This window comes from Streptomyces sp. NPDC030814 (assembly GCF_055572155.1).
Genome location: NZ_JBVIDX010000013.1, coordinates 171,788 through 196,646, shown reverse-complemented (window position 1 = coordinate 196,646; position 24,859 = coordinate 171,788). Strand labels below are relative to the sequence as shown.

Here is a 24,859-nt window from a genome sequence, read left to right as displayed (position 1 = left end):
TCAGTTCCGCAGCAGCAGGGCCGAGGTCGGTACGCCCTCGCCCGCCGTCACCAGGCAGGTCGCGGCGCCGGGCACCTGGGCGGTGCTCGTGCCGCGCAACTGCCGTACGCCCTCGGTGATCAGGTTGAACCCGTGCACATACGCCTCGCTGAGGCCGCCCCCGGAGGTGTTGAGGGGGAGCCGGCCGCCGATCTCCAGGGCGCCGCCCTCCGTGAAGGCGCCGCCCTCGCCGCGGGCGCAGAAGCCGTAGCCCTCCAGGGAGAGCGGGATGAGGGCGGTGAAGGCGTCGTAGATCTGGGCGACGTCGATGTCGTCCGGGGTGAGGTCGGCGTGCTTCCACAGATGCCGGGCGGCGGTCCAGGCGGGGCCGGTCAGCGGGTCGTCGTTCCAGTAGTTGACCATGCCGTGGTGCTGGGCGGGCAGGCCCTGGGCGGCGGAGTGGACGTAGACGGGGGGCCGGCGGCAGTCCCGGGCGCGCTCGGCCGAGACGAGGACGCACGCCAGCGCGCCGTCCGTCTCCAGGCAGTTGTCGAAGAGGCACAGGGGTTCGCTGATCCACCGGGAGGTCATGTACATCTCGCGGGTGAGCGGACGGTCGTACATGATCGCGGCGGGGTTCTGGTTGGCCCGGTTCCGGCAGGCCAGAGCGACATTGAAGAGGTGGTCGCGGGTGGTGCCGTACTCGTGCATGTGGCGGCGGGCCAGCATGGCTATCTCGTCGGCGGGCCGCAGCAGCCCGAAGGGCCTCGTCCACTGGGCCGGGGTGGGCAGTTGCACCGTGGTGTTCTTCCACGGGCGGGGGCCCGAGCCGCGTTTGCGGGACCGCCAGGCGACGCCGACCGTGGCCTGTCCGGAGGCGATCGCGGCGGCCAGGTGCGCGACCGTGGCGCACGAACCGCCGCCGCCGTAGCCGACCTTGCTGAAGAAGGTGAGGTCCCCGAGGCCGAGGGCCTTGGCCACCTCCACCTCGTCCGTCTCCTCCATCGTGTAGGAGGCGAGCGCGTCGACCTCGTCCGGCGCGATGCCGGCGTCGTCGAGCGCCGCGAGGATCGCCCGGCACGCCAACGCCCGCTCCGTCTCCGGGAGGTGTTTGGCGAAGGGGGTCTGGCCGATGCCGACGATCGCTGTGGCGTCCTTGAGCACGGCCATGGGAGCCATGGGGCACACCTCCGCACCGGGGCGTCGCTGGCTGCTGACAGTCCGTCAGCGTACAGCTAATCTGACGGACAGTCAGCTAGTGGTGTTCGGGGACGGAGGCCGGCTGTGCGCGGTGACTCGGAACGACACGGTGACGCGGAGGTACGCGGTGACCTGGAGTGGGGGACCATCCCGGGGCTGGTCCGCGCCGCGGCCGAGCGGTACGGCGAGACCGAGGCGGTCGTCGAGGGACGTACACGCGTGTCGTACGCCGAACTGGGTGCACGCGTCGAACGGGCGGCGGCCGCGTGCGTCGCCGCCGGGGCACGGGCCGGCGACCGGGTCGCCATCTGGGCGCCCAACTCCCTCGACTGGATCACCGCCGCGCTCGGCGCCGTCTGCGCCGGGGCGGTGCTCGTCCCGCTCAACACGCGCTTCAAGGGTTCCGAGGCAGCGGACGTACTGGCCCGCAGCCGGGCGAAACTCCTCTTCGTCACCGGCACGTTCCTCGGCACGTCCTACGTGGCGTCGCTGCGGCGGGCGGCCGGGCAGGGGGTGTTGCGGCGGGCGGCGGGCCCGGCCGTGGTGGGCGGCGGGCCGCTGCCCGGACTCCCGCACCTGGAACAGGTCGTCGTCCTCGCCGACGACGCGCCCGCCGACTTCCGCACCTGGAAGGACTTCCTCGCGGGCGGCGACGGGGTCGCGGCCGCGACGGTACGGGCGCGGGCGGCGGCACTGGACGGCGACTCACCGTCCGACATCATCTTCACCTCCGGCACGACCGGCCGCCCCAAGGGCGCCGTCATCACCCACGCCCAGACCCTGCGCGCGTACGAGGTGTGGTGCCGGCTGGCCGGGCTCCGCCGGGGCGACCGCTACCTGATCGTCAACCCCTTCTTCCACACCTTCGGCTACAAGGCCGGGGTGATCGCCTGCCTCATGCGGGGCGCGACGATGATCCCGCAGCCCGTGTTCAACGTGAAGACGGCCATGGCCAACGTGGCGGCCGAGCGCGTCTCGGTCCTGCCCGGCCCGCCCACCCTCCACCAGTCGCTCCTGGACCACCCCGACCGCGACGACTACGACCTCTCCGCCCTGCGCCTGGTCGTCACCGGCGCGGCGGTGGTCCCCCTGCGCCTCGTGGAACGGCTGCGCACGGAGCTGCGCGTCGAGACCGTCCTCACCGCGTACGGGCTCTCCGAGGCCAGCGGCATCGTCACGATGTGCCGCCGCGGCGACGAGCCGTCGGTGATCGCGTCGACCTCCGGGCGGGCGGTCCCCGGCACCGAGGTACGGGTCGTGGACCCCTCGGGCGCCCCGCTGCCGCCCGGCTCCCCCGGAGAGGTCCTGGTCCGCGGCTTCAACGTCATGCGCGGCTACTTCGAGGACCCCGTCGAGACCGCCCGCGCCGTCACGGACGACGGCTGGCTGCGCACCGGTGACGTCGGCGTCCTCGACGACGCGGGCAACCTCCGCATCACCGACCGGATCAAGGACATGTTCATCGTGGGCGGCTTCAACGCCTACCCCGCCGAGATAGAGCAGCTCCTCGGCCTCCATCCGGACGTCGCCGACGTCGCCGTCATCGGCGTCCCGGACCCCCGGCTCGGCGAGGTCGGCAAGGCCTTCGTGGTCCGCCGCCCCGGCTCCCTCGTCACCGCCGACGACCTCATCGCCTGGGCCCGCCGCGAGATGGCCAACTACAAGGTCCCGAGAACGGTCGACTTCGTCGGCGAACTGCCGCGCAACGCCGGCGGCAAGGTGGTCAAGGGCGAACTGCGGGGGCGGGGCCGGGTGATGTGACTCCCGCCGCCGGGCGGGCAGAGGCCCCCGAGCCGCCGCACACCCCCGGATTTCCGCCCCGGCACACGACTCGGCCGCGGTGGCTCCCCCTCCGCGCCACCGCGGCCGATCCCCGTCGGGATGAAGGTCCTACTTGTCGCCGCCGAGGTTGAGCGCGGGCGGGGCCGGGGCGTGGTGGTCGAGCGTGGTGATGGTGTCGTCGGCGGGCGGGGCCGGGGCGTGGTGGTCGAGCGTGGTGATGGTGTCGTCGGCAGGCGGGGCCGGCGCGTGGTGGTCCAGGGCGACGGCGTTTTCCGGGTTCTTCTTCGTGTCGCTCATGGTGACGAACTCTCCCCTGGTTCGAGTGAAGCTGTACGGGACCCCTGTCCGGCGACTCCCCCGCGGGCTCGCCGGACAGAGGTCGAGTGGGCCCTCACCTTAGGACGTGAGAGCCGATGACCCGTCTGCCCCCCGACACGACGGATCAGTGCGCTGAGCATGTCAGCCGCGCATAAACAATCGATGAACGCCTCCGCGGGGGTCTCAGGCCGCGGACGCGGGCGAGAGCAGTGCCCGTACCTCGGCTGCCTCCGGGGCGCCGATCTGCTCGTACAGCGCCAGGGCCTCCCGCCAGCAGGCGCGTGCGCGGTCCGCCTGGCTGAGGGCGTCCAGCGACCGCCCCAGCGCGGTGAGGACGTTGGCCCGCATCCGGTCGCCGCCGATACAGCCGATCGCGAGGGCCTGTTCGGCGTGCTGCGCGGCCACGGCCGGGCGGCGGCCCGCGAAGTGCGCCTGGGCGATGCGGAAGTGCGTCGTACCCTCCCACAGACGCTGACGGTTGGTCCGGAACATCTGCAGGGCCGCGGCCAGTTCCTCCAGCGCCTCGGAGGTGCGCCCCGCCTCCGTGAGGGCGAGCCCGAGGGCGTAGCGCGCGTTGGCCAGCCGCAGGGTCAGTCCCAACCGGTCGTACAGATGGATGCCCTGCTGGGCGAGTGTGATCGCACGGCCGGTGCGGCCCATGGCCAGGTGGACCCGGGAGAGGTTGCACAGCGCGCTCGCCTCCAGCGGCTGGTTCCCCGCCGCCCGCGACCCCTCGATGGCCCGGAGGAGATTGTCCTCGGCATCGGCGTTGCGGCCCTGGATGAGGGCGATGATCCCCCGGTCGTTGCTCGCCCAGTAGAGGGCGGTGGGATCCCCGACCTGCTCGGCGAGGCGCACCGCCCGGCGTGCTTCCTCCTCGGCGTCGTCGTAGCGCCCCGCCACCAGATGCACGTTGATCAGCGTCGTCCGGGCCCGGCCCTCCGTACGGGGGTCGCCGGCCGCCTGCGAGGCGTCCCTGGCCGCCAGCGCGGCGGACTCGTACTGCTTCGAGTTGGCTCCTGACTCGCCCAGGTCCCCGGCGGCCCACAGCAGGTCCACGCCCCGGCGCAGCCGGTCGGTGGCGAAGGCCTGGCGCGCGCACGCGAGCAGGCAGTTGGCCTCCGAGTACAGCCAGTCGAGAGCCTCCTTCCGACCGCTGAAGCGCAGGCCCGGATACTCGGTCGGCTCCAGGTCGTCCGCCAGCCGGTCCCCGGGCCGCTCGAGCCGGTACACCTCCGCCGCCGTCGCCAGGTAGAAGTCCAGCAGGCGGGACATGGCGGCGTCCCGCTCACCGGGCGGCTGCTCGTCCCGTTCGGCACACGCACGCGCGTAGAGCCGGACCAGATCGTGGAAGCGGTAGCGGCCGGGAGCGGCGGATTCCAGGAGGGAGGTGTCGACGAGGATCTCCAGCAGGTCCTCGGTGTCCTCCGGGGAGAGGTCCAGGACGGCGGCCGCGGCGGCGAGCGAGATGTCCGGGCCGTCGGCCAGGCCCAGCAGGCGGAAGGCGCGGGCCTGGGCCGTCTCCAGCTGGCCGTAGCCCAGTTCGAAGGTGGCCTTCACGGCCAGGTCGCCGGCCTGGAGCTCGTCCAGCCGCCGGCGTTCGTCGGCGAGCTTGGCCGCGAGGACGGACACCGTCCAGGTTCTGCGCGCGGCGAGGCGGGACGCGGCGATCCGGATGGCCAGGGGCAGGAAACCGCAGGCGGCGACGACGTCGAGGGCGGCCTCCCGCTCGGCGGCGACCCGTTCCTCGCCGACGATCCGGGTGAAGAGCTGGAGTGCCTCGTCCGGAGACATGACGTCGAGGTCGACGAGATGCGCCCCGGCCAGGTCGACCATGCGCACCCGGGCGGTCACGAGGGCCGCGCAGCCCGCGGTGCCGGGCAGCAGGGGCCGGACCTGGGCGGCGTCGCGGGCGTTGTCGAGGAGGACCAGGACCCGGCGGCCGTCCAGGACGGACCGGTAGAGCGCGGACCGTTCCTCCAGGGAGTCGGGGATCGCCGAGTCGGCGGTGCCGAGGGCCCGCAGGAAGGAGCCGAGGACGGTCTCCGGGTCGGCGGGCCGGGCGCCGGCGCCCTGGAGGTCGACGTACAGCTGTCCGTCGGGGAAGGCCGGGCGGGCCTGGTGGGCGACGTGCACGGCGAGGGTCGTCTTGCCGACGCCGCCGATGCCCGCGAGCGCGGAGACGGCCATGACCTGGCCCTCGGCGGCGGACGCGGCCGACAGCACCTCGCTCAGCTCCGACACGAAGGAGGACCGGCCGGTGAAGTCGGGGACGGTCGCCGGGAGCTGGGCCGGGCGTACGGCGGTGGCGGCGGCCTCGGCGGCGAGCGGGGCGGAGGGCTCGGCGAGGGTCGGGTCGGCCCGCAGGATGCGCTGCTGGAGTTCGCTCAGGCCGGGCCTCGGGTCCACGCCGAGTTCGTCGGCGAGGAGGCGGCGGGTGTCGGCGTAGACGGCGAGAGCCTCGGCCTGCCGGCCGCTGCGGTACAGGGCGAGCATCAGCAGTTCGCGCAGCCGCTCCCGCAAAGGGTGCGCAGCGGTGAGGGCGGTCAGCTCGGACACGGCCTCGGCGTGGCAGCCCTGCTCCAGGTCCATGTCGAGCCGGGACTCGACGAGTTGGAGCCGCCATTCGTCGAGGCGGGTCCGCTGGGTCTCCGCGTACGGGCCGGGGACGCTCGCCAGTACCTCCCCGTCCCACAGGCCGAGCGCCTTGTTCAGCAGCAGGCGGGCCTGGTGCAGGTCCCCGGAGCTCTTGGCCTTCTCGGCGTCCGCGGCGAGGTCCTGGGCGACGGTGAGGTCGAGCGCGCCGCCCGGGAGCGAGCGGATCGCGTAGCCGCCGGACTCGCTGACCAGGACGTCGGGGGAGAGGGCCTTGCGCAGCCGGGAGGCGTAGGTGCGTACGGCGGCCAGCGCCTGGGAGGGCGGGTCGTCGCCCCAGAGCGCGTCGATCAGTTCGCTCGCGGTGGCTGTGCGGCCCTCGCGGAGCAGCAGCGCGGCCAGCAGGGCGCGTTGCTGCGGTGAACCGGTGGCGAGGGGTTCGGTGCCGCGCCAGGCGCGTACGGGCCCGAGCACGCCGAACCGGATCCCCGTGGCGGTCTCGGCGTCCGGCTGCGGGGTCGCATGGCCTTCCGGGTCCGGATCCGTCGGTCCGGACGCCGGTACCGGAATCCGCCCTTCGCCGGAACTCCGCTGCTCCGGCACCCGCGGCTCATCCGCCTCCGGCACTCGCGACTCACCGCCCATCGATGCCCCCCAAGGCCCTCTCATATCCAGGCCAGTTTGCCTTGTTCACGGCAGATACGTCAGCCGTGCGCGACCCCGATCACAGGGAGCCACGCGGGACGTCACCAGGTCCACACAACCTCTCCTCGACTCTCCGGGCACGGGGCAATGACCGGCACGGGAGCTGACGATCCGTCAGATCGGCGCTACCGTGGCGCACATGGAGACAATGGAGAGCGAGACGGCATTCCCGAAGATCATCTCCGTCGACGACCACACCGTGGAGCCCCCGAACGTCTGGCAGGACCGGCTCCCCAAGAAGTACCGGGACATCGGCCCCCGGATCGTGCGCGCGCCGCTGAAGGAGATGACGTTCCTCGGCGGCCGTTTCCGGCCCGTCATGGGCGCCCCGGGCGACGACGGCCCCATCGGCGACTGGTGGGTGTACGAGGATCTGCACCGCCCCCTGACCCGCCTCGACACCGCCGTCGGCTACTCCAGGGACGAGATCAAGCTGGAGATCATCACCTACGAGCAGATGCGCCCCGGCTCGTACGACGTCGAGCAGCGCCTCGCCGACATGGACGTCAACCACGTCCAGTCCGCCGTCTGCTTCCCGACCTTCCCGCGCTTCTGCGGCCAGACCTTCACCGAGGCCGCCGACCACGAGCTCGGTCTGCTGGGGGTGCGGGCGTACAACGACTGGATGGTGGAGGAGTGGTGCGGGCCGAAGGCGCGGGGCCGGCTGATCCCGCTCACCCTCATACCTCTCTGGGACGCCGAACTGGCCGCCGCCGAGGTCCGCCGCAACGCGGCGCGCGGGGTGCGGGCCGTCGCGTTCTCCGAGATCCCGCCGTACCTGGGACTGCCCTCCGTCCACACCGACGACTGGGACCCCTTCTTCGCCGCCTGCGACGAGACGGGCACGGTCATCGCGATGCACATCGGCTCCAGCAGCCGGATGCCGTCCACGTCCGCCGACGCGCCGCCCGCGGTCGGTTCCACCATCACCTTCGCCAACTGCTGCTTCTCGATGGTCGACTGGCTGATGAGCGGCAAGTTCGAGCAGTTCCCGAACCTCAAGGTCATGTACGCCGAGGGTCAGATCGGGTGGATCCCGTACATCCTGGAGCGGGCGGACGTGGTGTGGGAGGAGAACCGCGGCTGGGGCGGCGTGGCGGACAAGGTCCACCGGCCGCCGTCCGAGCTGTTCGCCGAGCATGTCTTCGGCTGCTTCTTCGACGACGCGTTCGGGCTGCGCAACCTCGACGCCATCGGGGTGGGCAACGTCCTGTACGAGACGGACTACCCGCACTCCGACTCCACCTGGCCCAAGTCGCGCGAGGTCGGCGAGGCCCAGATGGGTCACCTCGCCCCCGACGTCGTCGACCGGATCGTCCGCCGGAACGCGATCGACCTGCTGGGGCTGACGGACGACGGGCTCTGGCCGGGGCCGGGGAGCGCGACGTGAGCGGGACCGGCGCGTCCCTCGACTACGGGATGCAGCTCCCGGTTCAGTCGCAGAGCACCCTCTACGCCGAGCCGTGGGAGGCGGACGCCGGACCCGAGGACCTCGTCGAGATCGCGCGGGCCGCCGACCGGGCCGGGTTCGCCTACATCGCTTGCTGCGACCACGTGGCGATCCCGCGCAGGCTCGCGGAGGCGATGGGAACAGTCTGGTACGACCCGGTCGCCACGCTCGCCTTCCTGGCGGGCGTCACCGAACGGGTCCGCCTCCTCAGCCATGTCGCGGTCGTCGGTCTGCGGCACCCGCTGCTGACGGCGAAGCAGTACGCGACCCTCGACCACCTCGCGGGCGGGCGCCTGATCCTCGGTGTGGGCGCCGGGCATGTGCGCGAGGAGTTCGAGGTGCTGGGCGTGGACTTCGAGCGGCGGGGTGCCGTCCTGGACGAGTGCGTCGACGCGCTGCGCGCGGCGCTCGGCCCGGACGAGTTCCCCGTCCACCACGGGAAGGTGTACGACTTCGAGGGGCTCGGCCAGCGCCCCCGTCCGGCGCAGGCCCGTGTCCCGCTGTGGGTCGGCGGCTCCTCCCCGGCGGCCGTCCGCCGGGCCGCCGTTCGCGGCGACGGCTGGCTGCCCCAGGGCGACCCGCGCGACCGGCTGCCGGGGCAGATCACCCGGCTGCGGCGGCTGCGCGAGGAGGCGGGGGTCACGGGGCCCTTCACGGTCGGCGCGATCACGGAGCCGCTGTACGTCGGGGAGCCGGCGTGGGACGTCGGCCGCCGTACGCTCAGCGGTCCCCCGGAAGCGCTCGCGGATTCGCTCCGGGCGTACACGGCGATGGGCGTGGACCAGGTCCAGGTGCGGTTCCGCAGTCGCAGTCGATCCGAACTCACAGACCAAATAGAGGAGTTTGGGGAGCAGGTGGCACCGCTGCTGTGACCGGCCGGTGGGGGAAACCTGTCTGACAGCCAGGCTGATCTCTTATTGAAACTTCGAACAACTGACGCCCGGGTCACGTATGTACGTACGTCATGGCTTCGGCGGAAGGACATGCGAAGTGCGATCCCCCCGGCACGCCCTCGCTTCCCAGCACGTCGGCACCACCGTTTCCGCAGCCCGGTCGCGTGGGCTGACCGTCGCGCTCGCCTGCGCCGAGGGCGACTGGCCGCACGCCGACTGGCCGGCGCCCGACGATCCGTATGTGGCCCGCGCGGTGCCCGTGGCCCCGCCCTACCGCGGTCTGCGGGCATCCGGCGCGGATGTCGTGGTCCTGCGCTGCGAGGACCCGTCCGTCTCCTTCGCGGAACTGCTCAAGGCCATGGGGACCCTGAGCGCGCCGGTGATCGTGGTGACGCCGCGCGGGGACACCGAGACGGTCGTCGAGGCGTTCCGGGGCGGGGCCGGCTATCTGGTCGAGGGCGACTACTGCACCTGCATGCTCTCCTCGGCTGTCATGGCCGCGACGGTCGGGCACACCTATCTCTCGCCGGTCGCCTGCGCCGCCCTCCGTGACGCGGCCCGGCGGATGCCGGACGGCGGCGAGGCGGCGGAGCGGCTGCGGTCGCTGCTCTCGCCCCGGGAGCGGCAGATCATGGAGCTCTTCTCCACCGGCCTCGGCGCCCAGGAGATCGGCCTGCGGCTGAGGCTGAGCGAGAAGACGGTCCGCAACAACCTCAGCAACATCTACGCCAAGCTCGATGTCCGAGGGGGCACGGAGGCGGTCCTCAGATGGCTGGGCGCGACTCCCTCGATCCGCGTGTGAACGTGTCTCTTCGCATATGAGAACGAGCCTCCGCGTTGTCGCAGAGGCTCGGTGGGATCGAAGCCGACCGGTGGTCTCTTTCACACCGGCCGGCTTTCCGTCATTCACTTTTCCGGTTCCGGTTCCGGCTTCCGTCCCTTCCGCTATTGCACGGAGACCTCCGACAGCGGGATTTCCACGTCGGTCACGCTTTCTCCGCCCTGACCGAATCCGGGTTCCGCGCGGGCGCTGTTCTCGCTGTTGATGATGCCGTTGGCCTGAGGTGTGCCGCACTTCACATTGCGCAGCCACAGGCGGCCGTCCGGCGTTCCGCTCTTCAGCAACTGCGGATAGAAGACATGCACGGTGGACGCGCCTTCGCTCGGCGAGAAGAAGACCTTCTGACCGTTCTGCTCCTCCTTGTACGTGGCCTTCAGGAACCCGCTCACATCGGTGCGCTTGTGGGACCACATGAAGAAGGCGATGTGGTCCGGCTGGACGGTGTCGCTCCGGGTGAAGGAGAACGAGGACGTGGTGTCGTCCCGCTTGATGTTGGTCTCCGTGGTGGCGAACTTGACGCCGATCTCGAAGAACGAGTTCCCGAGCTTGGTGCTCCCGTCGACGCTGAAGCCGTCCTCCAGCTGGATGACGCGGGTCACGGAGGCCGTTCCGCTGAAGGACTTGGTCGCCGCGGTGGTGCTTCCGCAGTTGTCGCTCACGCTGGTGACCCGCTCGTTGGGTCCCAGGCTGTCCCTCTTGACCTGGACGTCGACGAACTCGCAGTTCTCCAGTTTGTCCGAGTCCGTACGGCAGTCCGTGGCCACCTCGTCCGGGGTGGCCGCACCCGCGCTGTACATCAGCGGGACGGCCATGCCGAGGGCGGCGATCGGGGCCAGCACGAGGGTGATGCGCTTCTTCTTGCTGCGGTGGTTGCCGCGGTGCCCGGTGTTCGTCATGCGTGTCTCCTGCAGGGGTGATCGAGAGGAAAGGGCTGGTGGGGAGGTGCTCCCGGGGATGAGGGAGAACCGTCCGGTGGGGGGCGGGGGGAGGCGGGGCGGATCCCGTGGGGGGGTTTCTCGAGGTGGAGAGCCGACCGGCGTCGGTCAGCAGTCCTCCAGCACGACCTTGGAGGTGCCGTCCGCGAGTCCGGGCGTGCCCGCGGCGCTCGCGAGGATCACCGGGCCCTCGACGACCTCCTCGGCGACGAAGTTCTGCTCCGGTGTGGCGTTGGTGGTGGTCGTCGCCTCGCGGGCGTCGATGTGCACCCGCCATTCGCCGGTCATGCGCTGCATCTTCGGCGTGAACGTCACGTGCATGACCTTGCCCACGGGCACTTCCCGCTGCTCGGACTCGCTGGCCGTGGCCGTCTTGACGGTCATGTCCAGGGTGCCCTTGTGCTTCACCCAGGAGCCGCTGAGCGCGCTGAAGAGGCCGCCGAGAGCGCCCTGTTGGGTGGAGGTGTACTTGCCCTGGCCCTGGCCGACCGCCTTCGAGAACTCGGTCGTCACCTTCGCCGGCGCGGTGGCGTTCGGCTCACAGTTCGGGAAGTCGACGGTCACCTTCTCGGTGGGTCCGTCGAACGTCTCGAATTTGGTCTCGACGAAATCACAGGTGTCGGACTCGAAGCCGTCTCCGAGACCGCCGCCGAAATCGGCGGTGGTCTGCTTCTTCCCGTTCAGTACCGCCGTCCTCTCGCACTTCCTCATGATCTGGTCGGCTGTCAGTTCCTCGGCGGCGTTGGCCGAAGGCAGCAGTACGGTGGCCACGGCCGCTCCCGTCACCAGGGAGGCCCCGATAGCGACGTACCGGACCTTCTTGTTCTTGAACCGCCTCTTCGCCATCTCGCGTTCACTCCTTGGGGGTGGCTTTACCTTCCGATGGAGGATTATTGGGGCCCGCAAAGACTCTCGACAGAGTCAAATATCCCTACTCGCAGGTCACTTGAGTCGCATATGCAAGCGGCCAGTGCATAGCTGACGGACCGTCAGTACAGCGGGTACGCTGACCTCGGCCAACGCCGCGCGAAGGGAGTCCACATGGGCAAGCTCGACGGACGTGTCGTCCTCGTCACAGGTGCCGCACGGGGTCAGGGGGAGCAGGAGGCCCGGCTGTTCCGGGCGGAAGGGGCCCAGGTCGTGGTCGCCGACGTCCTCGACGACCGGGGCGAGACCCTCGCCAAGGAGATCGGCGCCCTCTACGTCCACCTCGACGTGGGCCGCGAGGAGGACTGGAGGGCCGCCGCGGCCGCCGCCAAGGATGCCTACGGCCGGGTCGACGGGCTCGTCAACAACGCCGGCGTCCTGCGTTTTAACGCCCTCGTCGACACCTCCCTCGACGAGTTCATGCAGGTCGTACGGGTCAACCAGGTCGGTGTCTTCCTCGGCGTCAGGACCCTCGCCCCCGAGATCGAGGCGGCCGGCGGCGGCACCATCGTCAACACGGCCTCGTACACCGGCCTGACCGGTATGGCGTACGTGGGCGCCTACGCCGCCACCAAGCATGCGATCGTCGGCCTGACCCGGGTCGCCGCGCTGGAGCTGGCGTCGAAGGGGATACGGGTCAACGCCGTCTGCCCCGGCGCCGTCGACACCGCCATGACCGATCCGGGCGAGGGTGTGTCCGCGGAGACCGTCGACAAGCTGTACCGCAAGCGGGTTCCGCTCGGACGGATCGGAAAGCCCGAGGAGGTGGCCCGGCTGGCGCTGTTCCTGTCCTGCGAGGACTCGTCGTACATCACCGGCCAGCCCTTCGTGGTCGACGGCGGGTGGCTGGCGGGGGTCAGTCTCCTCTGAACTCGTTCTGACGGACCATCAACTATTGACGCTCCACGGGGCCGGTGGAACAGTCGGCCGTATCAGAATCTGACGCTCTGTCAGAAACGGTTGCGCCGCCGGCGCGGCCACGGGCTGTGGGGACGGTGAACCTCCGTGGAATTCGGGCTCTTTGTACAGGGGTACGTGGGCAAGCGGGCCGAGACCGACCCGCTCGCGGAGCACAAGGCGCTGATGGAGGAGACCGAGTACGTCATCCAGGCGGACAGGTCCGGCTTCAAGTACGCGTGGGCCTCCGAGCACCACTTCCTGGAGGAGTACTCGCATCTCTCCGCCAACGACGTCTTCCTCGGCTACCTCGCGCACGCCACCGAGCGGATCCACCTCGGCTCGGGCATCTTCAACCCGCTCGCCCAGGTCAACCATCCGGTGAAGGTCGCCGAGAAGGTCGCCATGCTCGACCACCTCTCCGAGGGCCGCTTCGAGTTCGGCAGCGGCCGGGGCGCCGGCTCCCACGAGATCCTCGGGTTCATCCCCGGGGTGACCGACATGAACTACACCAAGGAGATCTGGGAAGAGACCATCGCCGAGTTCCCCAAGATGTGGCTCCAGGACGAGTACGTCGGCTTCCAGGGCAAGCACTGGTCGCTGCCCCCGCGCAAGGTCCTGCCCAAGCCGTACGGGAAGTCGCACCCCGCGATGTGGTACGCCGCCGGGTCACCGCCGTCGTACGCCATGGCCGCGCGCAAGGGGCTCGGCGTGCTCGGCTTCAGCGTGCAGAAGGTCTCCGACATGGAGTGGGTGCTGGAGCAGTACAAGACCGCGGTCGTGGACGCCGAGCCGATCGGGGACTTCGTCAACGACAACGTCATGGTGACCACCACGGCGATCTGCGCGCCCACGCACGACGAGGCCGTACGGATCGCAGTGAACGGCGGCCTGCACTATCTGCCCTCGCTCGTGTTCCGCTACCACGACACGTTCCCCCGTCCCGAGGGGTTCCCGGTGTGGCCTCAGACGCTGCCGCCGTACGACGAGGAGTTCATCGAGCTGCTCATCTCCGAGGAACTGCTGATCTGCGGCGACCCGGACGAGGTGCTCACCCAGTGCAAGCGGTGGGAGCAGGCGGGGGCGGACCAGCTGAGCTTCGGGCTGCCGGTGGGGGTGCCGAAGGAGGAGACGCTGCAGACGATCCGGCTGGTCGGGGAGCACGTCATTCCGAAGATCGACACGGACCCGGTGCACCGGACGTCGCGGTTCAGGGCGGCCGGGTGAGATCGCCGCGGTGGCGCGGGTTCGTGAGGGCGTGTCGCGCCCGCGCGGCGGAGCGGCACACCGGCACAGCCCCGCGCCCCTGACGGCACGGCCCCGCGCCCCCGAGGGCACGGGCGGCACCCACATCGTCACCAGGCACCCGGAAGGAGCGAGGCATGCTCGACCATGTCATCAAAGGTGTGACCGTCGTCGACGGGACCGGTGCGCCCGCGTACACCGCTGACGTGGGGACACGCGACGGCCGTATCGCCGTCATCGGGAACGTGACCGAAGAGGCCCGTACGTCCGAGGACGCGGCCGGGCTCGTCCTAGCCCCCGGCTTCGTCGACCCGCACACCCACTACGACGCGCAGCTCTTCTGGGACCCCTACGCGACGCCCTCCCTCAATCACGGGGTGACGACCGTCGCCGGCGGGAACTGCGGGTTCACGCTGGCGCCGCTCAACCCCGCCCGCCCCGAGGACGCCGACTACACACGGCGGATGATGTCCAAGGTCGAGGGGATGTCGCTGGTCGCGCTGGAGGAGGGGGCGCCCTGGAGCTGGCACGGGTTCGGGGAGTACCTGGACGCCCTCGACGGGCGGATCGCGGTGAACGCCGGGTTCATGGTGGGGCACTGCGCCCTGCGCCGGTACGTGATGGGGCCGGACGCGATCGGCGGGCAGCCGACCGAGGCACAACTGGCCGAGATGGTCCGGCTGCTGCGCGAGGCGATGGAGGCGGGCGCCTGGGGGCTGTCGACCACGCAGTCGTCGTCGCACAGCGACGGCGACGGCAAGCCGGTGGCGTCCCGGCACGCCCGGCCGGCCGAGCTGATCGCCCTGTCACGGGCCGTGGGCGAGCACGAGGGAACCCAGATCGAGGCGATCGTGGCGGGCTGCCTCAACCAGTTCAGCGACGAGGAGATCGACCTCTTCGTGGAGATGAGCTCGGTCGCGGGACGCCCGCTGAACTGGAACGTCCTCACGATCGACGCGGCCGTCCCCGAGCGGGTGCCGAGGCAACTGGAGGCCAGCGAGCGGGCCCGCAAGGCCGGCGGCAGGGTGGTCGCCCTGACCATGCCGATCCTCACCCCCATGAACATGTCGCTCGGCACCTTCTGCGCACTCAACCTGATCCCCGGATGGGGCCCGGTGCTGGGCCTGCCCGTGCCCGAGCGGATCGAACGGCTGCGGGACGCGGAGGTCCGGGCCGAGCTGCTGCGGCGGGCCGGCAGCAAGGAGGCGGGTGTCTTCCGGCGGCTCGCCAACTTCGGCCGGTACGTCATCGGGGACACCTACAGCGCCGCGAACGAGGGCCTCACCGGGCGGGTCGTGCAGGACATCGCCGCCGAACGCGGCCAGGACCCCTTCCACTGCCTGGTGGAGATCTGCGCCGCCGACGACCTCCGGACGGTGCTGTGGCCCATGCCCACCGACAACGACCCCGCGTCCTGGGCGCTGCGCGCCGAGACCTGGCAGCACGAGGACGTCCTCCTCGGCGGCTCCGACGCCGGGGCGCACCTGGACCGGATGTGCGGGGCCCCGTACACCACCAGGTTCCTCGGGGACTGTCTGCGCGGCCGCAAGCTCGTCGGCCTCGAACAGGCGGTGAAGATGCTGACCGACGACCCCGCGCGGCTCTTCGGACTCCGCGAACGCGGGCGGATCGCGGAGGGCTGGCATGCCGACCTCGTCCTCTTCGACCCGGAGCGGGTCGACGCCGGCAAGGCCACCCTGGTGCACGACCTGCCGGGTGACAGCCCACGCCTGGACTCCAAGGCCCTCGGCGTACGGGCGGTCTGGGTCAACGGCGTCGAGGTGATCCGCGACGACGTGGTGACCGGAGCGGTGCCCGGCAAGGTGCTGCGGTCGGGGCGGGACACACGGACGGTGAGTACGAGGTGAGCACCGGCGCGGGCTCCTCGGAGCGGCAGCGGTTGTTCATCGGCGGCTCCTGGGTGGAGCCCGACGGCGGGCACCACGAGGTGATCGACCCGGCGACCGAGGGGGTCGTCGGGCTGGCGCCGGAGGCCTCGCGGGAACAGGTGCACGCGGCCGCCGCCGCGGCCCGCGAGGCCTTCGGGACGTGGTCGCGCATCTCCGCCGACGAGCGGGCCGCCGTCCTCGCCCGCACGGCGGAGCTGATCCGGGACCGGCTGGTCCCGTACGCCGACCTCGCCGGGGCCGAGTCCGGCGCGACGACCGGCACCGCACGCGGCATGCAGGTCGGCGTGGCCGCCGCGCGCTTCCAGCGGTACGCCCGGCCGGAGGCGGCGGAGCAGCCGATCGCGCCCCAGGTCAACGAGGCGGGCCCGTTCGGCAGGGCGGCGGTCATGGGCGCCCTGGCCGTCCGGCAGCCGGTGGGCGTCGTCACCTGCATCACCTCGTACAACAACCCCTGGGCCAACCCGGCGGGCAAGATCGCACCCGCCCTCGCCATGGGCAACACGGTCGTCGTGAAGCCTGCTCCCCAGGACCCCCTGTCCGTCTACCGCATGGCGGAGGCGCTGGAGGAGGCCGGTGTCCCGCCGGGTGTCGTGAACGTCGTCGGCGGCACCGGTCCGGGGGCCGGTGAGGCGGCGGTGGACTCACCCGACGTCGACATGGTCAGCTTCACCGGCTCCACGGCGGTCGGCCGGAGGATCGCGGAGGTCTGCGGCCGCGACATGAAACGCCAGCTGATGGAGCTGGGCGGGAAGGGCGCGGCGATCGTATTCGACGACGCGGACGTGCCGTCGGCGGTGGCCGGCATCGGCACGACCTTCTCCTTCTACAGCGGACAGATCTGCACCGCGCCCACCCGGGTCCTCGCGCAACGGGGCGTGTACGACCAGGTGGTGACCCGACTGGCGGCGTACGCCGAGCGGTTGCCGGTCGGAGACCCCCGCGCCCGGGGCACGGTCGTCGGCCCGGTGATCTCGGCGGCCCACCGCGACCGCGTCGAGTCGTACGTCGAACTGGGCCGCAAGGAGGGCGCCCGCGTGGTCACCGGCGGTGAACGCCCGCCGCTCGAGAGGGGCTTCTACGTCGCCCCCACGCTCCTCGCCGACTGCACACCCGACATGCGGGTCGTCCGGGAGGAGATCTTCGGCCCCGTCGTGGTCGTGCTGCCCTTCGACGACGAGGAGCACGCGGTCACCCTCGCCGACGCCACCGACTACGGCCTCATCGACTACGTCTGGTCCGGCGACGTGGCCCGCGCCTTCCGCGTGGCCCGGCGCCTGCGCGCGGGCGGCGTCGGCGTGAACACGGTCGGCCGCAACATGGAGGCGCCGTTCGGCGGCTTCAAGAAGAGCGGGGTGGGACGCGACGTGGGCTCGTACGCCCTGCACGCGTACAGCGAGCTGCAGGCGATCGTCTGGGCTGGGTGAGGGGCGGGCCGGACGACGGTGGCCAGGGCCCGGCTCCGCTCTCTTCCGCCGGACTTGCTCGGACGCAATGATGTTCGAATGCAGCGACTGTCGAAGGCATGGCGTTGGCCGGTGGGCGGGCTCGTGGTGGCCGGGGTGGGCGCCCTGTTCGTGCCGATCGGCGGAATGCTCTGGGTCCATCTGCTCGTGTCCCTGGGCGCGGTCGTCGTCCTCGTACGGCTGGCACACCGGGAGGTGCCGTTCCCGGTGGCGCTGGCGCAGCTGCGCCTCGGCGGCGACGATCCGGCGGTGCTGCGCGCCCGCGCCCTGTCGGCGGCGATGTGCCTGCCGCGCGGCCGGCCCGACCTCGCCCTCCACCGGCTGAACTCCGTCCTGCCGGACCTGACCCGCGTCCTGGGCCCGGACCATCCCGAAACCCTCTCGACGCGCCTGCTGAGCCTGCAGATCCGGGGCGAGACGGGCAACCTGCCCGACCGCCTCACCGCGATACGCGAACTGATCGACGAGATCACCCACGTCCTCGGCCCCGGCCACCCCGACACCCTGGCGGCCCGGCAGTGCCTCGCGGAGTGGCTCGGCCAGGACGGCCGCGCGGAGGAGGCCGAGGCGGCGTACGAGGACGTCGTCGCCGCCGGCACCGAGCACCTGGGCGCCGACCACAACCTCGTCCTGATCGCCCGGAGCTCCCTCACGATCCTGCGCCACGGCCGCACCGGCCCCGACGACGCGGCGGCCGTCGACGAGATGACCGCCATCGTCGCCGCCATGGAACGCACCCTCGGCACCGCCCACCCGACCGCCGTCTCCACCCGCCGACTCCTCACCCAGTGGCAGAACGCACAGGCGGGCAGCGGCGCGTAGCGCGCGACACGATCCAGGGAAGGGCACGAGGCCATGGCGACGACCCGCCCGCTCCTGTACCTCGACGTGGACGGGCCGCTGAACCCGTACGCGGCGAAGCCGGAACGACGACCCGCCGGTTACACCACCCACCGCATGAAACCGGACGGCTGGGTGGCCCGGCACCCGGGCGAGCCCCCGGCGGCGGTGAAGCCGCTACGGGTCTGGCTCAACGAGGACCACGGCCGCGAACTTTGCTCCCTGGCCGCGCGGTTCGACCTGGTCTGGGCGACGACCTGGGGCAGCGAGGCGAACACGTTCATCTCTCCCGTCCTCGGGCTCCCGGAACTGCCCGTGGTGGAGTGGCCGCGAGACACACCTGCGACCGGGCCCCATCGTTCGGGACTCTTCTGGAAGACCCGCCACCTGGTCGCTCACGCCGCCGGGCGCCCCTTCGCCTGGGTAGACGACGAACTCGGCACCCGGGACCGCGCCCATGTGGCCGTCCACCACAGGGCCCCCGCCCTGCTGCTGCACATCGACCCGCGGCTCGGGCTGCGCGCCCCGGACTTCACCGCGCTCGCGGAGTTCGCCGAGGGCGTCTAAGGGGTCCTTTCACCATGCCCGCCCGGGTCGCGTGGTCTGGCACCGCACCTCGCCGCGTTGCCCAAAGGTCCTGGTAGCTCCGCTACGAGGACCTTCCGGCGCCTTGCGATGCACGGCACCGGACCACGCGACCTGATCGGACGCTCATAGGGAAAGGACCCCTGAGCCGCGCTGCCCCCCCGGCGAACGCCGGGCGAGGCGGCTACGGCGCGAGGCCGGTGGTCGCCGGGGCGGCCCGGCCGACCGTCAGCGACCAGCGGACGGAGCCCGGGGTGGCGGTGACGGCGACGGTGCCGGCGTCCCGCGCGCGGGAGACGGCGAACTGGTGGTACGTGCTGCTGACTTCGCCGGCGTGGCACTTCACGGGGAACTCGACGGCCGCGGGCCGCAGGCGGACGGTGAGCCGCCCCTTGCCGTGGCACTGCACGGCGATGACCAAGGCGTCGCCGTCCTCCTTCCCCGCCTTGCCGAACTCCAGAACCCGGCTGTCGTTCGTCCCGTGCTGACGGACGAGGACCTCGCCGCTGTCCAGACCCGGCGCCCGCTCCACGGACCCCACCGACTGCGCGGAGCCTCCGGCCGCGTCATGGTCGTCCGCCGGCTTCACCTGGCGCTGCTCGGACGACCGCACGGGCGGCTTGGTCGCCGTGGCCTCGGACGTGGTGGCGGTGGCCGAGCAGGAGGCGGTGGTGGCGAGGAGTCCGGCCGCCGCCAGCAGGGTGAGGGCGGAGCGGGTGCGGTGTGACATGGAACTACCCCCGTGAGTCCGGTCCGCGGGTGGCGGACGAGACGGCGATCGTGGCACCGGGGAGAGGCAAGTAACCAGATGCGCAAGCGAGTTCAGAGGATGATCTGAGGTTTGAGGGCCTGGTGGGAGGGGCCGGAAGGCGGCCCCCTGGAGGCGTGACTTGGCCCCGAGCGTGGGCAGTTGTGAGCACATGTCTGACGAGATCTTCAACGACCGGCGGCTGGCCGGGATCTACGACGCTCTCGACTCCGACCGCAGTGATCTGGACACCTATTTGAGGCTCGCGGAGGAGTTGGGCGCGCGAACCGTGCTGGACATCGGGTGCGGGACGGGCGTGTTCGCGCTGCTGTTGGAGGAGCGGGGCGTGGAGGTGGTGGGGGTCGACCCCGCGCTGGCCTCCCTGGAGGTGGCGCGGGCGAAGCCCGGCGCTGAGCGGGTCCGCTGGATCCACGGTGACGCCACTGTGTTGCCGCCGCTACGGGTCGATCTCGCCACGATGACGGCCAACGCGGCTCAGGAGATCGTGGACGCGGACGGCTGGAGGGGGACGCTGAGGGGCGCCTTCGAGGCGCTGCGGCCGGGCGGATCATTCGTCTTCGAGACCCGGGACCCGGCCGGGCGCGCCTGGGAGAGGTGGAACCGGGCCGACTCGTACGGTGTGACGGACGTTCCGGGAGTCGGCGCGGTCGAGAGCTGGGTGGACCTGATCGAGGTCGACGGGCCGCTGGTGACCTTCCGCTGGCACTACGTCTTCCGGGCGAACGGGCAGGAGCTGACCTCCGACTCCACGCTGAGGTTCCGTGAGCGGGAGGAGGTCGAGGCGGACCTGGCGGCGCAGGGCTTTGCGCTGGGGGAGGTACGGGACGCTCCGGACCGGCCCGGCAAGGAGTTCGTGTTTGTCGCCCATCGGTGATCACGGCGTCGTACGCAGGGGCGTCCTCGTCCCCTCGGGCAGGGGCTGATACCCATGGGGGATGGGAAACGACGGCGATTCCGGCGAGTTCCGGGCGGGGCAGACGGGGCTCATCGTGCGCGTCCCCGCGGCGGAGCCCGCCGTTCAGGCGTGGCGGGACCGGCTGGACCCCTCGGCCCGGGCAGGTGTCCCGGCGCATGTCACCGTGCTCTTTCCCTTTCTCGACGAGGCGCGTGTCGACGGCGGTACCTGCGCCGCCGTCGCCGAGGTGATCGGGCGGCATCCTTCCTTCGACGCGAGGTTCGAACACTGCGGGCGGTTCCCCGGGATCCTGTATCTCGTCCCCCGCCCGGACGGGCCGTTCCGGCGGCTCACGGAGGCGGTCGCCGAGCGGTGGCCCGAGACCCCGCCGTTCGGCGGGCGCTTCACCGAGGTGGTGCCGCATCTGACCGTCGCGCAGGGGCAGGACGACACCGTGCTGGAGGAGGTCGAGGCCGATCTCCGGGGACGGCTTCCCGTCAGCGCCCGTGTGTCGTCGGTCGATCTCATGGTCCACGACGGGGCGCGGTGGCGGCGGCGGGCGTCGTTCGGGCTCCGTTGACCCGCTGGGATGTCCCGGGGGTTCTGGGGGCCTTGGGGCATCGTCGGCTCAGTCGTGCAGGTCGACGCGGACCGTGAGCAGGTCGCGGCCGAGGGCGCGTACGGCGGTGCTGTTCAGTTTCGGGAGGCTGCGGAGGCGGATCAGGGGGTCGTCGTTCGGGAGCAGGTGGGCCGTGCCGTGGTGCCAGCGACCGCGCAGACGGAGCCGTACCGACGGGTCGGCCTTGATGTTGCGGATGTACTGGGACTTCTCGCCGTACTCCGAGACCAGCCAGAACGTGTCGCCCGTGCGGCGGCCGCCGATCGGCGTGCGGCGGGGGAGGCCGGAGACGCGGCCGGTGGTCTCCAGGACGGTCTGGAACGGTACGCGGCGCAGGACCGGGTTGGCGACGTGGCGTTGGAAGGCCGTGACAACCCGTTGTTTGCGGTCCGGATCGCGGGACATCGGTGTGGTTCTCCTCGGGCTGTGGGAGGTAGGGGGACGGGATACAGGATCGTGTCGGGGCGAGGCGGTGGGTGGCCGGTGCGGGTCGTGACGTGGAACGTGTGGTGGCGGTTCGGGCCCTGGCAGGAACGCCAGAAGGCGATCCTCGCCGTCCTGCGTGAACTGCGGCCGGATGTCGTGGGATTGCAGGAGGTGTGGGAGCAGGGCGGCACGAACCTGGCCGAGTGGCTCGCCGGGGAGCTCGGCCTGCACTGGGCATGGGGCTCGTACGGCGATCCCGAGGCCTGGCAGCGGCGGATCGGGGACCCGCGCGTCGGGATCGGCAACGCCGTGCTGAGCCGGTGGCCCGTGCGGGAGCAGACGTCCATCGGGCTGCCCACGGCGGAGAACGGCAGCGGGAGGGGCGCGCTGTACACGCTGCTGGACGCGCCGGGGACGCCCGTGCCGTTCTTCACCACCCACCTCAGCTCCGCCACCGACGCCTCGGCCCTGCGCTGCCGTCAGGTCACCTCGCTCGTCGAGTTCGTCGCCCGGCACCGGGGCGAGGGCCCGTTCCCGCCCGTCGTCACCGGTGACTTCAACGCCTGGCCCGATTCCGACGAGGTCCGGCTGTTCGGCGGCTACCGGACCGCGCCCGCCGTACCGGGCCAAGTGTTCTTCGATGCCTGGGAGTACGCCGACCCCGGCGCCCCCTCGGCCACCTGGGACACGGCCAACCCGTATGTCGCCCCCACCTTCGGCCCCGGTGTCCGCGTCGACTACATCCACGTCGCCCCGCCGGGGCGCGGCGGCCTCGGCCATGTGCGTGCCGTCCGCCGGGCGGGTGACGCCCCGGTCGACGGCGTCTGGCCCTCCGACCACGCGGCCGCCGACCTGGGATCGGAGACGGCCACCACCTGAGACGACACCGGGCGGGCCCCGCCGTCCCCGCCCTACGGCTTGCGGCCCAGCCCTCCGTGCTGGCCGATCGGCTTCGGGTCGCCGGACTCCTCGTCCGGGTGCCACAGCGGTACCGAGACGATGCCGGGGTCGACCAGGTCCAGGCCCTCGAAGTAGCCCGCGATCTGCTCCACGGGGCGCAGGAAGTACGGGACGGCGCCCGTCTCGTTGTAGGCGTCCTGGGCGCGTTCGTAGGCGGGGTCGGTGCCGCGGGAGCCGTCGTTGATGTTCAGGTAGCTGCCGGAGGGGAGTCCGGCGAGGAGACGGCGGACGATGCCGCGGGCCTCGTCGTAGTCGCCGACATGGCCCAGGATGCCGCTGAGGATCAGCGCGGTGGGCCTGGACAGGTCCAGGGTCCGCGCGGCGGCCTCCAGGATCCTCTCCGGCTCGTAGAGGCTGGCGTCGACGTACGCCGTGGCCCCCTCCGGCGCGGAGTACAGCAGCGCGCGGGCGTGGGCGAGGACCATCGGGTCGTTGTCGACGTAGACGATCCGCGCGTCCGGGGCGCTGCGCTGGGCGACCTGGTGGGTGTTGTCGGCGGTGGGCAGTCCGGTGCCGACGTCCAGGAACTGCCGGACGCCCTCCACCTCCACCAGGTACCGGATGCTGCGCCGCAGGTACGCCCGGCTGCTGCGGGCGATCGTCACGATCCCGGGGAACGCGCCCGCGTACGCGTCGCCCGCCGCCTCGTCGACCGGGTAGTTGTCCTTGCCGCCCAGCCAGTAGTTCCAGATCCGGGCGGAGGCGGGCACCGAGGTGTCGACCTTCTCCTTCGCCCCGGGTTCGGGCGTGGTCGCGTGATCGGTCATGGGCGCCGTCTCCTCCACCTGGCAGCTGCGTCACACCTGCAGACGCATGTGTTGTGTCGAGCCAAACCTAAGGCCCGACACGGGTGTTCGGTACGAGGGTTTCCCCCTGCCTTCACGCCGGCTGCTGTCGTCGGCCGAGGAAGATCGGGTTCGTGAACGCCGCCATCGGGCCGGGGAAGCCCGGAACCACCGGGGGGTGACGGACCTCCGCGCGGACGTACGCCGCGTACGAGGCCGTCGTCCGCCACTGGGCGGAGCCCGTGCCGGAGTCCGGGAGCGCGGGGGACGTGAACAGGACCCCCTGGTCGGTGACGAAGCGGATGACACAGCCGGGGGTGCCCGTCGCCTCCAGCCGGACGGTGACCGGTGTGTCGCGATCCACCTTCAGCCGCTCGCCGATTCCGGCGTGCTCCCCGCGCGCGCCCGACGCCGTGAACGACACCGACACGTCCTTCGACTCGGCGACGTACGAACGTCCGGCCCGCAGCCCCTCCTGGACGGCCTCCCTGGTCAGATCGTCGGCGAGGACGACCGTCTGGGGGCGCCCCACCGGGTCGGGGTCGCGGTGGGCGTCGCTGTTTCCCATCGCCGGGATCCAGCCGCGGCCCTCCCGCACCGACGCCACGAGCATGCCGTCCCAGTCGGCGAGGGCGACCTCGTCCTCCGGCGAGTAGCCGCCGTTCCACACCTCCACGACGTCCGCCTCACCGAAGCCGAACTTCCAGTTGCAGCCGACGCAGGTGGCGTGCGGATGGGCCGGGACGACCAGGCCCCCGGCGCGGCGGATCTGCCGGGCGTACGTGCCGAAGCGGTTGTCGCGGGCCCGGTAGCGCCAGTCGACGAACGTGCCGGGGTCCGTGCCGAGCGCCACGACGTGGCCGTTGCGCGTGGTGACCTCCTCGCCCAGCAGGATCAGCAGGTCGTCACCCGCGTGCTCGGCCCAATGGGCGTGCGCCGACTGCGTGTTGTGCTCGGAACTGTTGATGAAGTCGAGACCGGCGGCCCGCGCCAGCGCCGCGATCTCCGCGGGCGTACGGCGGCCGTCGGAGTACCAGGAGTGCAGATGGCAGTCGCCCCGGTACCAGGCCCGGCCCCGGCCCTTGGCCCGCTCCGGCGGGTACACGGGCCGCACCCGCTCGCCGGGCGGTCCGTACGTCAGGGTGATCGTGACCTCGTACGGCAGCCCCTGCGGCGCCACCGTGTACGGGCCCAGCGCGATGTGCCAGGTGCCGGGGCGGACGGGGCCCGGGATGTAGCCCGGGGTCGCCTCGTCCGCGCGGATGAAGAACTCCGTGCGCGCGCCGCCCGACCAGCCGCGGAAACCCCTGCCGCCGAGGTCGGTGCCGCGTTCGTCGAAGACGCCGATGTCGAGCGCGTTGCCGGCCGTGCCCGCCGGGACGGCCGGTCTGTCGTAGGCGTACGCGACTTTCAGCTCGCGTACGCCGGCCGGTACTTCGACCGGCAGGTACACGAAGTCCGGGGAACCGGTGGGAAGGGTGCCCCGGATCGTCCGGGTCTCCTGGTCGCCGTCCGCGGCCGCCGCGCCGCTGCTGCCGAAGGTCACGCCTCCCAACGTAAGCGCGGCCGCCGCCGACGTCACGAACAGCGCGCGCCTTGCGAGCCCGTTTCCCGTGTCCCCGTCGCCGCGGGCGTCGCCGTGGTGGTCGTCGCACATCTGCTGCTCCCCGGGTAGTCGTGTGTGACGTGGCGTGGATGGTGCAGTGGTGGTCCGGGACACCTTCGTATGCGGTGGTGAACGGCGGGGCAAGAGAGGGGAATCGCCAGTTTTCGACGCGGCCCTGACGGTGTGTCGGCCGGCGCGACGGGTCGTTGCCCGATACTCGGTGTGGTCCGCCGC

General features: G+C 71.7%; 22 protein-coding genes. 13 read left to right on the top strand and 9 right to left on the bottom strand.

Features of this window, described 5'->3' with window-relative positions:
• Window positions 1-1,149, bottom strand: coding sequence for a lipid-transfer protein (locus tag ACZ43N_RS26650; protein WP_468100979.1), 1,149 nt, complete (start codon window positions 1,147-1,149; stop codon window positions 1-3).
• A gap of 114 nt (window positions 1,150-1,263) precedes the next feature.
• Here ACZ43N_RS26650 and ACZ43N_RS26645 point away from each other — a divergent pair, with 114 nt between their 5' ends.
• Window positions 1,264-2,940 carry a FadD3 family acyl-CoA ligase gene (locus ACZ43N_RS26645; protein ID WP_468100955.1) on the top strand — a complete coding sequence of 559 codons (1,677 nt, stop codon included), beginning with the start codon at window positions 1,264-1,266 and terminating at the stop codon, window positions 2,938-2,940.
• Window positions 2,941-3,069: 129 nt separating this feature from the next.
• Here ACZ43N_RS26645 and afsS read toward each other — a convergent pair whose 3' ends face one another.
• Both afsS and afsR read right to left on the bottom strand, forming a co-directional pair.
• Window positions 3,070-3,258 carry a regulatory protein AfsS gene (gene afsS, locus ACZ43N_RS26640; RefSeq protein ID WP_468100953.1) on the bottom strand — a complete coding sequence of 63 codons (189 nt, stop codon included), beginning with the start codon at window positions 3,256-3,258 and terminating at the stop codon, window positions 3,070-3,072.
• Window positions 3,259-3,462: 204 nt separating this feature from the next.
• Window positions 3,463-6,519 (bottom strand): SARP-family global regulator AfsR, encoded by a 3,057-nt coding sequence (afsR, locus tag ACZ43N_RS26635; RefSeq protein ID WP_468100951.1) that lies wholly within the window; start codon window positions 6,517-6,519, stop codon window positions 3,463-3,465.
• Window positions 6,520-6,718: 199 nt separating this feature from the next.
• Here afsR and ACZ43N_RS26630 point away from each other — a divergent pair, with 199 nt between their 5' ends.
• The 3 genes from ACZ43N_RS26630 (at window position 6,719) to ACZ43N_RS26620 (ending at window position 9,724) form a co-directional block, all read left to right on the top strand.
• Window positions 6,719-7,969 carry an amidohydrolase family protein gene (locus ACZ43N_RS26630; protein ID WP_468100949.1) on the top strand — a complete coding sequence of 417 codons (1,251 nt, stop codon included), beginning with the start codon at window positions 6,719-6,721 and terminating at the stop codon, window positions 7,967-7,969.
• A 29-nt stretch (window positions 7,970-7,998) separates the two neighbouring features.
• Window positions 7,999-8,901 carry an LLM class F420-dependent oxidoreductase gene (locus ACZ43N_RS26625; protein WP_468100978.1) on the top strand — a complete coding sequence of 301 codons (903 nt, stop codon included), beginning with the start codon at window positions 7,999-8,001 and terminating at the stop codon, window positions 8,899-8,901.
• Between the two features lie 118 nt (window positions 8,902-9,019).
• On the top strand, window positions 9,020-9,724 hold the full coding sequence (locus tag ACZ43N_RS26620; RefSeq protein ID WP_468100947.1) for a LuxR C-terminal-related transcriptional regulator: 705 nt from the start codon (window positions 9,020-9,022) through the stop codon (window positions 9,722-9,724).
• A gap of 143 nt (window positions 9,725-9,867) precedes the next feature.
• Here the strand turns inward: ACZ43N_RS26620 and ACZ43N_RS26615 are convergent, their stop codons facing one another.
• Both ACZ43N_RS26615 and ACZ43N_RS26610 read right to left on the bottom strand, forming a co-directional pair.
• Complete coding sequence (locus ACZ43N_RS26615) at window positions 9,868-10,659, bottom strand: hypothetical protein (RefSeq protein WP_468100946.1); 792 nt, start codon at window positions 10,657-10,659, stop codon at window positions 9,868-9,870.
• Between the two features lie 147 nt (window positions 10,660-10,806).
• Complete coding sequence (locus ACZ43N_RS26610) at window positions 10,807-11,544, bottom strand: hypothetical protein (RefSeq protein ID WP_468100945.1); 738 nt, start codon at window positions 11,542-11,544, stop codon at window positions 10,807-10,809.
• A 195-nt stretch (window positions 11,545-11,739) separates the two neighbouring features.
• On the opposite strand from ACZ43N_RS26610, the gene ACZ43N_RS26605 reads away from it, so the two are divergent.
• The 6 genes from ACZ43N_RS26605 to ACZ43N_RS26580 all read left to right on the top strand — a co-directional run bounded on the left by ACZ43N_RS26605 (window position 11,740) and on the right by ACZ43N_RS26580 (window position 18,547).
• On the top strand, window positions 11,740-12,495 hold the full coding sequence (locus tag ACZ43N_RS26605) for an SDR family NAD(P)-dependent oxidoreductase (RefSeq protein WP_468100944.1): 756 nt from the start codon (window positions 11,740-11,742) through the stop codon (window positions 12,493-12,495).
• 135 nt (window positions 12,496-12,630) lie between these two features.
• Window positions 12,631-13,749: an LLM class flavin-dependent oxidoreductase gene (locus tag ACZ43N_RS26600; protein WP_468100942.1), complete on the top strand. Its 1,119-nt coding sequence runs from the start codon at window positions 12,631-12,633 to the stop codon at window positions 13,747-13,749.
• Between the two features lie 155 nt (window positions 13,750-13,904).
• On the top strand, window positions 13,905-15,635 hold the full coding sequence (locus ACZ43N_RS26595) for an N-acyl-D-amino-acid deacylase family protein (protein ID WP_468100941.1): 1,731 nt from the start codon (window positions 13,905-13,907) through the stop codon (window positions 15,633-15,635).
• Window positions 15,632-17,101, top strand: coding sequence for an aldehyde dehydrogenase family protein (locus ACZ43N_RS26590; protein ID WP_468100939.1), 1,470 nt, complete (start codon window positions 15,632-15,634; stop codon window positions 17,099-17,101). The genes ACZ43N_RS26595 and ACZ43N_RS26590 overlap by 4 nt, the downstream gene beginning before the upstream one ends.
• Before the next feature lie 78 nt (window positions 17,102-17,179).
• Window positions 17,180-17,962, top strand: coding sequence for a tetratricopeptide repeat protein (locus ACZ43N_RS26585; protein ID WP_468100937.1), 783 nt, complete (start codon window positions 17,180-17,182; stop codon window positions 17,960-17,962).
• A gap of 33 nt (window positions 17,963-17,995) precedes the next feature.
• Complete coding sequence (locus ACZ43N_RS26580; RefSeq protein ID WP_468100936.1) at window positions 17,996-18,547, top strand: HAD domain-containing protein; 552 nt, start codon at window positions 17,996-17,998, stop codon at window positions 18,545-18,547.
• Between the two features lie 202 nt (window positions 18,548-18,749).
• Here the strand turns inward: ACZ43N_RS26580 and ACZ43N_RS26575 are convergent, their stop codons facing one another.
• Window positions 18,750-19,295, bottom strand: a complete 546-nt coding sequence (locus ACZ43N_RS26575) for a hypothetical protein (protein ID WP_468100934.1) — start codon at window positions 19,293-19,295, stop codon at window positions 18,750-18,752.
• Between the two features lie 190 nt (window positions 19,296-19,485).
• On the opposite strand from ACZ43N_RS26575, the gene ACZ43N_RS26570 reads away from it, so the two are divergent.
• Together ACZ43N_RS26570 and ACZ43N_RS26565 are read left to right on the top strand one after the other, a co-directional pair.
• Complete coding sequence (locus ACZ43N_RS26570; protein ID WP_468100932.1) at window positions 19,486-20,208, top strand: class I SAM-dependent methyltransferase; 723 nt, start codon at window positions 19,486-19,488, stop codon at window positions 20,206-20,208.
• A 61-nt stretch (window positions 20,209-20,269) separates the two neighbouring features.
• Complete coding sequence (locus tag ACZ43N_RS26565) at window positions 20,270-20,809, top strand: 2'-5' RNA ligase family protein (RefSeq protein ID WP_468100931.1); 540 nt, start codon at window positions 20,270-20,272, stop codon at window positions 20,807-20,809.
• Between the two features lie 48 nt (window positions 20,810-20,857).
• Here the strand turns inward: ACZ43N_RS26565 and ACZ43N_RS26560 are convergent, their stop codons facing one another.
• Window positions 20,858-21,253, bottom strand: a complete 396-nt coding sequence (locus tag ACZ43N_RS26560) for a nitroreductase/quinone reductase family protein (RefSeq protein WP_468100930.1) — start codon at window positions 21,251-21,253, stop codon at window positions 20,858-20,860.
• Window positions 21,254-21,331: 78 nt separating this feature from the next.
• On the opposite strand from ACZ43N_RS26560, the gene ACZ43N_RS26555 reads away from it, so the two are divergent.
• Window positions 21,332-22,153: an endonuclease/exonuclease/phosphatase family protein gene (locus ACZ43N_RS26555; protein WP_468100928.1), complete on the top strand. Its 822-nt coding sequence runs from the start codon at window positions 21,332-21,334 to the stop codon at window positions 22,151-22,153.
• Window positions 22,154-22,185: 32 nt separating this feature from the next.
• Here ACZ43N_RS26555 and ACZ43N_RS26550 read toward each other — a convergent pair whose 3' ends face one another.
• Together ACZ43N_RS26550 and ACZ43N_RS26545 are read right to left on the bottom strand one after the other, a co-directional pair.
• Window positions 22,186-23,001 carry an SAM-dependent methyltransferase gene (locus tag ACZ43N_RS26550; RefSeq protein WP_468100926.1) on the bottom strand — a complete coding sequence of 272 codons (816 nt, stop codon included), beginning with the start codon at window positions 22,999-23,001 and terminating at the stop codon, window positions 22,186-22,188.
• Between the two features lie 112 nt (window positions 23,002-23,113).
• A complete protein-coding gene (locus ACZ43N_RS26545) occupies window positions 23,114-24,676 on the bottom strand; it encodes a CehA/McbA family metallohydrolase (RefSeq protein ID WP_468100924.1) in 1,563 nt (520 codons plus the stop codon).
• Window positions 24,677-24,859: the final 183 nt, after the last annotated feature.

Excerpts from the sequence above, each read along its gene's own strand:
- ACZ43N_RS26650 (WP_468100979.1), bottom strand. The coding sequence starts at position 1,149 with ATGGCCGTGCTCAAGGACGCCACAGCGATCGTCGGCATCGGCCAGACC.
- afsS (WP_468100953.1), bottom strand. The coding sequence starts at position 3,258 with ATGAGCGACACGAAGAAGAACCCGGAAAACGCCGTCGCCCTGGACCAC.
- afsR (WP_468100951.1), bottom strand. The coding sequence starts at position 6,519 with ATGGGCGGTGAGTCGCGAGTGCCGGAGGCGGATGAGCCGCGGGTGCCG.
- ACZ43N_RS26630 (WP_468100949.1), top strand. The coding sequence starts at position 6,719 with ATGGAGACAATGGAGAGCGAGACGGCATTCCCGAAGATCATCTCCGTC.
- ACZ43N_RS26625 (WP_468100978.1), top strand. The coding sequence starts at position 7,999 with ATGCAGCTCCCGGTTCAGTCGCAGAGCACCCTCTACGCCGAGCCGTGG.
- ACZ43N_RS26615 (WP_468100946.1), bottom strand. The coding sequence starts at position 10,659 with ATGACGAACACCGGGCACCGCGGCAACCACCGCAGCAAGAAGAAGCGC.
- ACZ43N_RS26610 (WP_468100945.1), bottom strand. The coding sequence starts at position 11,544 with ATGGCGAAGAGGCGGTTCAAGAACAAGAAGGTCCGGTACGTCGCTATC.
- ACZ43N_RS26605 (WP_468100944.1), top strand. The coding sequence starts at position 11,740 with ATGGGCAAGCTCGACGGACGTGTCGTCCTCGTCACAGGTGCCGCACGG.
- ACZ43N_RS26595 (WP_468100941.1), top strand. The coding sequence starts at position 13,905 with ATGCTCGACCATGTCATCAAAGGTGTGACCGTCGTCGACGGGACCGGT.
- ACZ43N_RS26585 (WP_468100937.1), top strand. The coding sequence starts at position 17,180 with ATGCAGCGACTGTCGAAGGCATGGCGTTGGCCGGTGGGCGGGCTCGTG.
- ACZ43N_RS26580 (WP_468100936.1), top strand. The coding sequence starts at position 17,996 with ATGGCGACGACCCGCCCGCTCCTGTACCTCGACGTGGACGGGCCGCTG.
- ACZ43N_RS26575 (WP_468100934.1), bottom strand. The coding sequence starts at position 19,295 with ATGTCACACCGCACCCGCTCCGCCCTCACCCTGCTGGCGGCGGCCGGA.
- ACZ43N_RS26570 (WP_468100932.1), top strand. The coding sequence starts at position 19,486 with ATGTCTGACGAGATCTTCAACGACCGGCGGCTGGCCGGGATCTACGAC.
- ACZ43N_RS26565 (WP_468100931.1), top strand. The coding sequence starts at position 20,270 with ATGGGAAACGACGGCGATTCCGGCGAGTTCCGGGCGGGGCAGACGGGG.
- ACZ43N_RS26560 (WP_468100930.1), bottom strand. The coding sequence starts at position 21,253 with ATGTCCCGCGATCCGGACCGCAAACAACGGGTTGTCACGGCCTTCCAA.
- ACZ43N_RS26550 (WP_468100926.1), bottom strand. The coding sequence starts at position 23,001 with ATGACCGATCACGCGACCACGCCCGAACCCGGGGCGAAGGAGAAGGTC.
- ACZ43N_RS26545 (WP_468100924.1), bottom strand. The coding sequence starts at position 24,676 with ATGTGCGACGACCACCACGGCGACGCCCGCGGCGACGGGGACACGGGA.